Below are 10,739 nucleotides of genomic sequence, written 5' to 3'. Positions count from 1 at the left end.
TATTCACAGCTGAGTGATGGTTTTACACACGTGTGCTCTCCCGATGTCGGGGCCCCGTTCCGGCCGGAACGGGGCCCCTTCGCGTACGCCCACCACTCGGTGCGCGTCCCTCACTGCCGCTTCAGGACCACGAACTGCCCCGCCTGCTCCGTCACCGCGTACCGCGCCTCCGGGTGCAGCTGCGAGGCGAGCCCGACCGGGTCGGTGACCGGCTGGGACCAGCCGGAGGAGGTGTCGAAGGCGAGGTAGTCGGGGTTGACGCCCTGCGCGCCGCCGACCCAGTAGACGGTGTGGTCGCCGGTCAGATGGGCCATGAGCGTCACGTTCGTCTCGACACTCGCCCCCGCCGGCACCGCCGCGACCGCGCGCCGCGCGTCGAGGGTGCGGGCGTCCGTGCGGTAGGTCTCGGGGCGGGTCAGCTCGCGCAGCGGCATGTCGAGGGCGTGCACGAGCGCGATCGCCGTGACGACCGGCACGGCCGCCTTCCCGTACGCGACGAGCCAGGGCCGCGGCGAGGTACGCACCGCGCGGACCGCGTCGACCAGGGCGAGGAACACCACCGGCATCAGGATCGCGTTGTAGTGCCAGAGCATGCCCCAGTGGTTGGGGTCGTGGGAGAGGAAACGCCAGCCGAGGGTCGGCAGCACGAGCAGCATCAGCGGGGATCGCAGGCACAGGAAGCCGGTGACGCCGACGAGGAAGAGCAGCATCTCCCACTTCTCGCCGTGCTGGAACGCGCCGAGGAGCGAGTCGAGGAAGGTGACCTGGCTGCCGTCGCCGCTCTTCTCGATCTTGGCCCAGTAGTCGTACTGGCCGACCCGGCTGGCGGCCGGGATGAGGACGAGCACGGTGAGCGCGAAGAAGGCCGTGCCGAAGGCGGCGAGGGCCGCGCCGAGCCGCCGCTGCCCCTTCACGACCAGCACCGCGCCGACCATGGCCACGGTCAGGCCCATGTCCTCCTTGACGAGGACCAGCGGCATCGACCAGCCGACGGCGGCGGTCCACCGGCCCAGGAGCAGCGCCCGGCAGGTCAGGGCGAGCAGCGGCACGGCGAAGGCGATCTCGTGGAAGTCGGACTTCACCGCCTCCTGAAGGCCCCAGGACAGCCCGTACGCCACGGTGAGCGCGATCCCGGCGGCCCGGCTGCCGAGCACCTGCTGGGCGGTGCGGCCGACCACGACGGCGGAGGCGGCGAACAGCGCCGCCTGCGCGAAGAGCAGCGCGAGCGGGGAGGACCACACCCAGTAGAGCGGCGCGAGGAGTGCCGTCACGGGGCTGAAGTGGTCACCGAGTATGAGGAAGCCGGGGCCCTTGATGTCGACGATCGGGGCGCGCAGACCGGCGTACGCCCGGACCGACTGCTCGAAGATCCCGAGGTCCCAGGAGGGCGTGCGGAAGCGCTCGTACTGCACCCAGGAGTAGAGGAAGTACAGCGCGCCGAACACCGCGGCGAGGATCGCGTACGGGCGGACCGGGGCGGCCGCGAGACCGCCGGGCGAGGACCCGTCCGTGGGCCCGCCGTCGGTCTCGGGCGCGGAGGGCTCCGCCGCGTCCGACGCGGAACCGTTCTGCACATCCAACACCGTGCCCCCATGGACCAGCCGCCGACGAAAAGAGCAACCCATTAGAACAGAGGTCCCCCGACCGGCGGAATCGCGGAAGGACCGGGGCCCGGGGCATCGCGCCCCGGGCCTCCGGCCCTCGACCGTCAGTGGAAGAAGTGGCGCGTGCCGGTGAAGTACATCGTCACGCCCGCCTTCTGCGCGGCCTCGATCACCAGCTCGTCGCGGACCGAGCCGCCCGGCTGCACGACCGCCTTCACGCCGGCCGCGGTGAGGATCTCCAGGCCGTCCGGGAAGGGGAAGAACGCGTCCGAGGCGGCGTACGAGCCGCGCGCCCGCTCCTCGCCCGCCCGCTCGACCGCCAGCTTCGCCGAGTCGACGCGGTTGACCTGGCCCATGCCGACGCCGACCGAGGCACCGTCCTTGGCCAGCAGGATCGCGTTGGACTTGACCGCGCGGCAGGCCTTCCAGGCGAAGGCCAGCTCGGCGAGCTCCTCGGCCGACAGGGCCTCGCCCGTCGCGAGGGTCCAGTTCGCCGGGTCGTCGCCGTCCGCCTGCAGACGGTCGGTGACCTGGAGCAGCGCGCCGCCGTCGATCGGCTTGACCTCGACCGGGTTGGCCGGGGCGCCCTCGGCGCGGAGCACGCGGATGTTCTTCTTGCGGGAGAGGATCTCGACGGCACCCTCTTCGTAGGAGGGCGCCACGATGACCTCGGTGAAGATCTCGGCGACCTGCTCCGCCATCTCCACCGTCACCGGCCGGTTGACGGCGATGACGCCGCCGAACGCGGACAGCGGGTCACAGGCGTGCGCCTTGCGGTGCGCCTCGCCGACGGTCTCCCCGATCGCGATGCCGCACGGGTTGGCGTGCTTGATGATCGCGACGCACGGCTCGGTATGGTCGTACGCGGCCCGGCGCGCGGCGTCGGTGTCCGTGTAGTTGTTGTACGACATCTCCTTGCCGTGCAGCTGCTCGGCCTGGGCGAGGCCGCCCGTCCCGTCGACGTAGAGGGCGGCACCCTGGTGCGGGTTCTCGCCGTAGCGCAGTACGTTGTCCCGCTCGTACGTGGCGCCCAGGAAGTCGGGGAAGCCGCTGTCGTCGGCGGCCGCGTAGTCGGCGGCGAACCAGGAGGCCACGGCCACGTCGTACGCGGCGGTGTGCTGGAACGCCTCGGCGGCGAACCGCTTGCGGGTGGCCAGGTCGAAGCCGCCGGCCTCGACCGCGGCGAGCACGTCGGCGTACCGCTCCGGGCTGGTGACGATCGCCACCGACGGGTGGTTCTTGGCCGCGGCGCGGACCATCGACGGGCCGCCGATGTCGATCTGCTCGACGCACTCGTCCGCCGAGGCGCCGGAGGCGACCGTCTCGCGGAACGGGTAGAGGTTCACGACGACCAGGTCGAAGGGCTCCACGCCCAGCTCGGCGAGCTGCTCACGGTGCGACTCCAGGCGCAGGTCGGCGAGGATGCCGGCGTGCACGCGCGGGTGCAGCGTCTTGACGCGCCCGTCCAGGCACTCGGGGAAGCCGGTCAGCTCCTCGACCTTGGTGACCGGGACGCCGGCCGCGGCGATCCTCGACGCGGTGGAGCCGGTGGAGACCAGCTCGACGCCGGCCTCGTGCAGACCACGGGCCAGCTCCTCGAGGCCCGTCTTGTCGTAGACGCTGACCAGCGCGCGGCGGATGGGCTTAACGGTGTCAGTGCTCACCGACATGAACCTTTCGTCCCTCAATGCTGTAGCCGTTGCGGGCGAGACGCCCCACGACCTCGACGAGCAGCGATCGCTCGACTTCCTTGATGCGCTCGTGGAGCGCGGCCTCATCGTCCTCGTCCCGCACCTCGACCACGCCCTGGGCGATGATCGGGCCGGTGTCGACACCGTCGTCGACGAAGTGGACGGTGCATCCGGTCACCTTCGCGCCGTAGGCGAGGGCGTCGCGCACACCGTGCGCGCCGGGAAAGCTGGGGAGGAGCGCCGGGTGGGTGTTGACGACCCGGCCGCCGAAGCGGGCGAGGAACTCCTTGCCGACGATCTTCATGAACCCGGCCGAGACGACCAGGTCCGGCTCGTACGCGGCGGTGGCCTCGGTCAGCGCGCGGTCCCACTCCTCGCGGCTCGCGTGGTCCTTGACCCGGCACACGAAGGTGGGGACCCCGGCGCGCTCGGCCCGCTCCAGACCGGCGATGCCGTCGCGGTCGGCGCCGACGGCGACGATCTCGGCGCCGTACCCCTCGGAGCCCTCGGGGTCGGCGGCGATCGCGTCGAGGAGGGCCTGGAGGTTCGTGCCGGAGCCGGAGACCAGGACGACGAGGCGGGCGGCAGCCACTGGGGTCACTCTTTCCGTGGTGTTTGTGCGGTCGTACGAACGAATCGCGTCCCTCGATACGGGGAACCCTACGAAGGGCCCGACCGTCAGCAACGATACCGGCACTCCGGACAACCCCCACGGGACGGGGGCGTGAGCGGGGGGTAGCGTCAGGGTCCGACGACCTGCGACACCAGGGCCGCGCGCCACATCACACCCGCGCACACAGACAGAGGGAAGACGCCCAGCACATGCCGGATCGCCAGTCCACGAACGACAACAACCCGTTCGCACCGCCGCCGGAGGGGCAGCCGGACCAGCCGTGGCGGCCGAGACTCCCGGAGGGCTCCGACGAGGGCTCGTCCGACTCGCACGGGTCCGCCGGCGGTTCGGCCGGTGGTTCTGCCGGCGGACCGGGCTGGAGCAGCAGTCAGCCGGGCCGTTCCGCCGACGGCTTCGGCGGCCGCCCCGAGCGTTCCTCGGGCGGCGGCCAGGGCGGCGGTCCCGGTGGCGGTCCGTCCGACGGCCCCGACGGCGGCCAGGGGCCCGGTCTGCGCTGGGACCCGACGGACCCGGCACAGCGGCGCGCGCGGTACGCGGTGCTCTCCGGCATGTGGGCCTTCTTCTTCGCCTTCTTCATCCAGGAGGTGGCGCTGCTGCTCGGCGCGCTCGGCGCGTACTGGGCGATCAGCGCCCTGCGCACGCGCGCGAAGGCCCCGGAGGGCGGCCCGGCGTCCGCCGAGACCGCCTCGGCGGCGGCCACCGCGAACCGCAGCAAGCAGACCGCGGCGATCAGCGGCCTGGTGGCCTCCTCGCTCGCCCTGATGATCGTCGCGAGCGGCTTCGTGGTGCACTTCGTCTACCGCGACTTCTACGAGTGCCGGGCCGACGCCCTGACCAAGCAGAGCCAGCTGGCCTGCAACGACCTGCTGCCGAAGCCGCTGCAGGACACGCTGGGCGTACGCGAGTAGTCAGTCGTCCTGAGGTTCAGAGGGCGAAGCGGGAGGCTCTGGCTCCGCCGCGGGTTCCGCCGCGCGTTCCACCGTGGGCTCCATCGTGGGTTCCCACGCGGCGGGCAGGAAGCCGTACCCCTCGTCGGCGGCGTCCAGCGCGTCGAGCGCGTCGAGTTCGTCGAGGCGGGCCAGGGCACCGGCGGTCTCCGGGGCGGGCGGCGGTACGAGGGGCTTCGCGTCCTTGACCGCCGCCGCCGGTTCCGCCTTGGCCTTCGGCTCCGGTACGGCTCCCGGACCCGGTCCCGGGACCTGCGGGCCGACGAGGGCCGCCGCCGCGCGCCGCTCGGTGCGCCTGCCCCAGGCCCGTACCGCGAACGCCGCCGGTACGCCCACCGCCCCGCACCACAGCGTCGCCGCCGCACCGGTCTGCCACCACACCGGGCCGAAGGCGGCGAGCCGGCCCGAGCCGAGCGGCCCGCCGGCGAGCCCCGTGAGGACGGCGACGGCCGCCCCGCACACCCCCGACGCGGCAACGGCGGTCAGCGCCGTCTCCCGGGCCGCCCAGGCGCGCGCGGCCCGTCCCACCCGTCGTCCGGCCGCCAGGGCGCCGAGCACCGGGATCGCGAGCGCGGCCCAGTGCAGCAACCGGCCGGGGCCCTCCGCGGCCCCTGCCTGCACGGGCAGCGCCGCGAGCAGCGGGAAGTCGGGCACGGCCGGGGTACCGGCACCAGCGAGGCCCAGCGGTGCGACGAGGGCGCCCGTACCGAGCGAGAAACCGGGACCGAGCCCGTACGCCAGGCCCCAGAGCACGGCGTTCGGCAGCAGCGCGAGCCCGAGCAGCGCGACGGCCGCCCGCCCCGACCACTCCCCCGCGAGCCCGACGAAGGAGGTCTGGGCGGCGCCCACGTGCCAGAGGAGTGAGGCCGTCACGAGCAGCGCGCCGCCCGCACCGAGGACGAGCAGGGCCGGGACGGCGGCGCGCAGCGCGACCGCGTACCGCTCCCGGTCCGGCAGCGGGCGCCCGTGTGCCGTCCAGGCGCCCGCGGCGGCGGCCGCGAGGACGGTGACGGGCGTCCAGGCGCCGGTGGCGACCAGGTCGGCGGGCAGCGCCCCGGCCTCCGTGTAGACCACGACCGCCGCCGCGACCAGCAGATATCCCCCGGTGACGGCCGCCACGGCGCCGGCCGGCGAGGGCCGGGGCCGCCCCTCGTCCGGGTCGAGGGTGTCCCGGGCCGCCCGGTGTGCGAGCCACACCGGCAGGGCGGTGAGCAGCAGCGGGGTGACGCCGAGCGGCGCGGGCACGCCGGAGACGGTGTCGGTGCGGATCAGGTCCGCGCCGTGCGCGAGCAGCCACAGGCCGGCGGCCGTGTGCAGGGCGCCGGCGGGGCCGCTGTCGGGGTACGGCGAGGCGATCCACACGGCGGTCACGAGCACGGCGACCGCGCCGAGGCCGAGGCCCGCCGCGACGCCGCCGCGCACGAAGGCGGTGGCCAGGGCGGCGGGCGCCGGTACCGGGCGCTGCTCGGCGGTCAGGTGCGTCACGGGGGCCATGCTGCCAGCGACACGCTGTTTGCCCCCGTAACAGGCGAATGGCCGTTGTGTCGCTCAAGATACGTTTATGTGCATTTCCGTCCGGAGTCGCGCTGTGGGAGGTCGACGCCGATGAGTCCGACGAGCCCCTCCGTCTCGCTCCCCTCCCCCAAGGAGCGGCGCCGACTGCGGGAGGCCCTCTCCCTCGGCGAGGACCAGGTCGCGGAGGCCCTGGGCGTCACCCGGGCCACCGTCCGCGCCTGGGAGACCGGCCGCAACTCCCCCCGCGGCCGCAAGCGCGAGGCCTACGCCAGACTCCTCGGCATCTACCCACCCCCACCCACCCGCCCGACCCCCGACGCGACCCGCCCCCGCCCGGCGACGAAGGGCCCCGCGCGCCCGCCGAAGGGAACGGGGACGACGGCAACGGGCCGCCCGGAGCCGGTGTGGCGGCCTGCGGCCGCCGCGGCGGCGGAGGCGGCCGGTGGCGGGCCCGCGGGCCCCGCAGGGCCTGCGGACTCTGCGCCGTCCGCGAGCGCGTCAGGGCCTGTGGAGTCTGCGCCGTCCACCGGACCCACCGGGTCCGCGGAACCCGCGGGGCCTGCGGGGCCCTCGGGTACCGCCAGGGCCACCGAAGCCGCGGCGAGCGGCGGATCTGAGGCATCAACGGCTCCCGCAGGGCGCACCGAGACTGTGGGCTCCGGCAAGCCCGCGGCGGGCGCCGGGGCTGGTCCCACAGGACCTGGTGCTCCCGCGAGCACCGCCGACCCCACCAGCGCCGTGGGCCCCAGCAAGCCCGCAGCAGACGCCGAGGCCCAGGCCAGGACGTCCACGACGCCCACCGGGCCTGGTGCGCCCGCAAGCACCGCCGACCCCAACAGCACCGTGGAACCCACCGAGCCCGCAGACACCGAGGCCCGGGCCAGGGTGTCCGCAAGCGCCGCAGGACCCACCGAGTCGGTGGGGTCCGCCGGGGCCGCGACGTCCGCGGGATCCGCCAGGCCCGCCGGGCCGACGCGAACCTCCCGGTCCGGCAAGGCCGACCCGCGGTCCGTCACCCGATCGGCCGATCGGCCTGAGCCGGCCGCCTCCCCGCCCCGCGAGGGGCGTCTGAAACCGTCACCGGCGCCCGCGCCCGCGGAGGCCACGGCCCCCTGGCCGACCCCCGAAGAGGCCTTCGACGCGCTCTACGATCACGCCGCGCCCGGGCTGGTCCACCAGACGTACCTGCTCACGGGGCGTCGGCGGCTCTCGCGCGAGTCGGTCGAGTACGCGTTTCATCACGCCTGGCAGCACTGGCCCGAGGTGGCCCGGGACGGCGACCCCGTCGGCTGGGTGCGGGCGACGGCGTACGAGTACGCGCTGTCGCCGTGGCACCGGTTCCGGCGGCGGCACCGGCATCCGGACGCGCCGCCGACCGAGGCGGCCCGGCGGGCGCTCCTCGGAGTGCTGCTCGACCTGCCCGCGCCGTACCGCCGCACCGTCCTGCTCTACGACGGTCTGGGCCTGGACCTGCCGGAGACGGCCGCGGAGACGGAGGCGAGCACTCCGGCCGCCGGGAACCGGCTGCTGCACGCCCGTACGGTGATCGGGCAGAAGATCCCCGACCTGGCCGAACCCGAGGCGCTGCAACGGCGGCTCGCCGCGCTCGTCGCAGAGGCGCCGACGGCCACGCTGCCCGCCGCACACGCGGTGCGGACCCGCAGCGAGCGGCGCCTGCGGCTGTTGACCCGGGCCGTGGCGGGCGTGTCGGCGGCGCTGATCGGCGTCACGGCCTTCACCGCGGCGACCGCCCCGACCCGCTACATCCCGGTGAACGCGCCGGGCGCGGCCGTCGAGGGCGTCCCGGTCCGCGGCGGCCCGCAGAAGCTGCGCCCGGAGGACAAGGAGCTGCGCGAGCGGCTGCGTACGGCCCCGAACCCGGGCCCGGAGCGCCTGGTCCCGGCCGCGCGGTAAGCGCACGTACGCGAGTGGGCCCCGCCACCCGCCCGGGGAACCGGGAGGGGGCGGGGCCCACTCACGCGTGGTGCTGGTGCGCGCCGAGGCGCGATCAGCCCGCGAGGATGGCGCGCGCCAGCTTCGCGGTCTCGGTCGGGGTCTTGCCGACCTTCACACCGGCGGCCTCAAGGGCCTCCTTCTTCGCCGCGGCGGTGCCGGAGGAGCCGGAGACGATGGCGCCGGCGTGGCCCATGGTCTTGCCCTCGGGGGCGGTGAAGCCCGCGACGTAGCCGACGACCGGCTTGGTGACGTTGGCCTTGATGAAGTCGGCCGCACGCTCCTCGGCGTCGCCGCCGATCTCACCGATCATGACGATCAGGTCGGTGTCGGGGTCCGCCTCGAACGCCGCGAGGGCGTCGATGTGCGTGGTGCCGATGACCGGGTCGCCACCGATGCCGACGGCGGAGGAGAAGCCGAGGTCACGGAGCTCGTACATCATCTGGTACGTCAGCGTGCCGGACTTCGAGACCAGGCCGATGCGGCCCGGCTTCGTGATGTCGCCCGGGATGATGCCGGCGTTCGACTGGCCCGGGGTGATGAGACCGGGGCAGTTCGGGCCGATGATGCGGGTCTTGCCGCCCTTCTCCACCGCGTACGCGTAGAACGCGGCGGAGTCATGGACCGCGATGCCCTCGGTGATGACGACGGCGAGCGGGATCTCGGCGTCGATCGCCTCGACCACGGCGGCCTTGGCGAAGGCCGGCGGGACGAAGAGGACGGAGACGTTGGCGCCCGTCTTCTCCATCGCCTCGGCGACGGTGCCGAAGACCGGGATCTCGGTGCCGTCGAAGTCGACGGACGTGCCGGCCTTGCGCGGGTTCACGCCGCCGACGATGTTCGTGCCGTCACCCAGCATGAGCTTGGTGTGCTTCATGCCCGTGGCACCGGTCATGCCCTGGACGATGACCTTGCTGTCCTTGTTGAGGAAGATAGCCATGGCTGTTTAGTCCTCGTCCCTTACTTCGCAGCCGCGAGCTCGGCGGCCTTGTCGGCCGCGCCGTCCATGGTGTCCACGCGCTGAACGAGCGGGTGGTTGGCGTCGGACAGGATCTTGCGACCCAGCTCCGCGTTGTTGCCGTCGAGTCGCACGACCAGCGGCTTGGTGACCTCTTCGCCCTTCGAGGCGAGGAGCTCCAGGGCCTGCACGATGCCGTTGGCGACCTCGTCACAGGCGGTGATGCCACCGAAGACGTTGACGAACACGGACTTGACGTCCTTGTCGCCGAGGATGATCTCCAGGCCGTTCGCCATGACCTCGGCGGAGGCGCCGCCGCCGATGTCGAGGAAGTTGGCCGGCTTCACGCCGCCGTGGTTCTCACCGGCGTACGCGACGACGTCCAGGGTCGACATGACCAGGCCGGCGCCGTTGCCGATGATGCCGACCTCGCCCTCCAGCTTGACGTAGTTGAGGCCCTTCTCCTTGGCAGCGGCCTCGAGCGGGTTGGCCGCCGCCTTGTCCTGGAGAGCCTCGTGGTCCGCGTGGCGGAAGTCGGCGTTGTCGTCCAGGGAGACCTTGCCGTCGAGGGCGATGACCTCACCGGAGGCGACCTTGGCGAGCGGGTTGACCTCGACGAGGAGCGCGTCCTCGGCGACGAAGGTCTTCCACAGGGTCACCATGACCTCGGCGACCTTCTCGGCGACCTCGGCCGGGAACTGGGCCGCGGCGACGATCTCGCGGGCCTTCTCGATGTCGACGCCCTTGTTGGCGTCCACCGGGACCTTCGCGACCTTCTCGGGGGTCTCCTCGGCGACCACCTCGATCTCCATGCCGCCGGCGACGGAGGCGATGGCGAGGAAGGTGCGGTTGGTGCGGTCGAGGAGGTACGAGACGTAGTACTCCTCGACGATCTCCGGAGCGGTCTCCGCGATCATCACCTTGTGGACCGTGTGGCCCTTGATGTCCATGCCCAGGATGTCCGTCGCGCGGGCGACGGCCTCGTCCGGGGTGGCGGCCAGCTTGACGCCGCCGGCCTTGCCGCGGCCGCCGACCTTCACCTGCGCCTTGACGACCGACTTGCCGCCAAGCCGCTCGGTGGCCTCGCGCGCCGCCTCAGGCGTGTCGATGACTTCACCGGCCAGCACCGGTACACCGTGCTTGGCGAAGAGGTCCCTCGCCTGGTACTCGAACAGGTCCACGCGCGTCCCTTTTCTAGATGATCGCGGTTCGTTGTCTGCGTGGGCGTGCCGCGGAGGGCAACGTGACTGCGCTGTCACTAGGGAGGCGTACACGGTGTCCGTGGACGCGGCATGTCCGTCTCGCAGGTTATCCCCGTGGGCCGTGGGTCCCTAAATCGCGGATCACCGAAGAGCGGTGATACGGGTCACAGACCGTAGGCACGACGGGGCGGTCCGGAGCGGTGGCGGCAAGGGCCGCCCGGCCCTTTGTGGCAGG

At 73.3% G+C, this 10,739-nt stretch carries 8 protein-coding genes and 1 pseudogene; 3 read left to right on the top strand and 6 right to left on the bottom strand.

From position 1 onward, the window contains the following. Nucleotides 1-110: 110 nt before the first annotated feature. The 3 genes from AB0C73_RS03085 to purN form a co-directional block, all read right to left on the bottom strand. Complete coding sequence (locus tag AB0C73_RS03085; RefSeq protein WP_362523821.1) at nucleotides 111-1,583, bottom strand: DUF2079 domain-containing protein; 1,473 nt, start codon at nucleotides 1,581-1,583, stop codon at nucleotides 111-113. 125 nt (nucleotides 1,584-1,708) lie between these two features. Then, nucleotides 1,709-3,274 (bottom strand): bifunctional phosphoribosylaminoimidazolecarboxamide formyltransferase/IMP cyclohydrolase, encoded by a 1,566-nt coding sequence (purH, locus tag AB0C73_RS03080; RefSeq protein WP_362523819.1) that lies wholly within the window; start codon nucleotides 3,272-3,274, stop codon nucleotides 1,709-1,711. Then, nucleotides 3,258-3,887: a phosphoribosylglycinamide formyltransferase gene (gene purN / locus AB0C73_RS03075; RefSeq protein WP_362523817.1), complete on the bottom strand. Its 630-nt coding sequence runs from the start codon at nucleotides 3,885-3,887 to the stop codon at nucleotides 3,258-3,260. Before purN ends, purH begins: the two co-directional genes overlap by 17 nt. Before the next feature lie 230 nt (nucleotides 3,888-4,117). Here purN and AB0C73_RS03070 point away from each other — a divergent pair, with 230 nt between their 5' ends. Next, nucleotides 4,118-4,837 carry a hypothetical protein gene (locus AB0C73_RS03070; RefSeq protein WP_362523815.1) on the top strand — a complete coding sequence of 240 codons (720 nt, stop codon included), beginning with the start codon at nucleotides 4,118-4,120 and terminating at the stop codon, nucleotides 4,835-4,837. Here the strand turns inward: AB0C73_RS03070 and AB0C73_RS03065 are convergent, their stop codons facing one another. Continuing rightward, the gene (locus AB0C73_RS03065; protein ID WP_362523813.1) at nucleotides 4,838-6,361 is read right to left on the bottom strand and encodes a DUF6350 family protein; all 1,524 of its coding nucleotides are present in this window, start codon (nucleotides 6,359-6,361) and stop codon (nucleotides 4,838-4,840) included. Nucleotides 6,362-6,481: 120 nt separating this feature from the next. On the opposite strand from AB0C73_RS03065, the pseudogene AB0C73_RS03060 reads away from it, so the two are divergent. Together AB0C73_RS03060 and AB0C73_RS03055 are read left to right on the top strand one after the other, a co-directional pair. Beyond that, a pseudogene (locus AB0C73_RS03060) lies at nucleotides 6,482-6,667 on the top strand (helix-turn-helix domain-containing protein); the annotation flags it as partial. Between the two features lie 462 nt (nucleotides 6,668-7,129). Continuing rightward, entirely contained in the window at nucleotides 7,130-8,305 is a 1,176-nt protein-coding gene (locus AB0C73_RS03055; RefSeq protein ID WP_362523887.1) for a DNA-directed RNA polymerase sigma-70 factor, read from the top strand. A 94-nt stretch (nucleotides 8,306-8,399) separates the two neighbouring features. Here AB0C73_RS03055 and sucD read toward each other — a convergent pair whose 3' ends face one another. Then, complete coding sequence (gene sucD, locus AB0C73_RS03050; RefSeq protein WP_362523812.1) at nucleotides 8,400-9,284, bottom strand: succinate--CoA ligase subunit alpha; 885 nt, start codon at nucleotides 9,282-9,284, stop codon at nucleotides 8,400-8,402. A gap of 20 nt (nucleotides 9,285-9,304) precedes the next feature. Continuing rightward, nucleotides 9,305-10,483: an ADP-forming succinate--CoA ligase subunit beta gene (gene sucC, locus AB0C73_RS03045; protein ID WP_362523810.1), complete on the bottom strand. Its 1,179-nt coding sequence runs from the start codon at nucleotides 10,481-10,483 to the stop codon at nucleotides 9,305-9,307. Between the last annotated feature and the right edge of the window lie 256 nt (nucleotides 10,484-10,739).

The organism is Streptomyces sp. NPDC048623, from assembly GCF_040650755.1.
Lineage (GTDB): Bacteria > Actinomycetota > Actinomycetes > Streptomycetales > Streptomycetaceae > Streptomyces.
The sequence above is the reverse complement of the archived record's forward strand: the minus strand, read 5'-3'. Positions and strand labels throughout refer to the sequence as shown.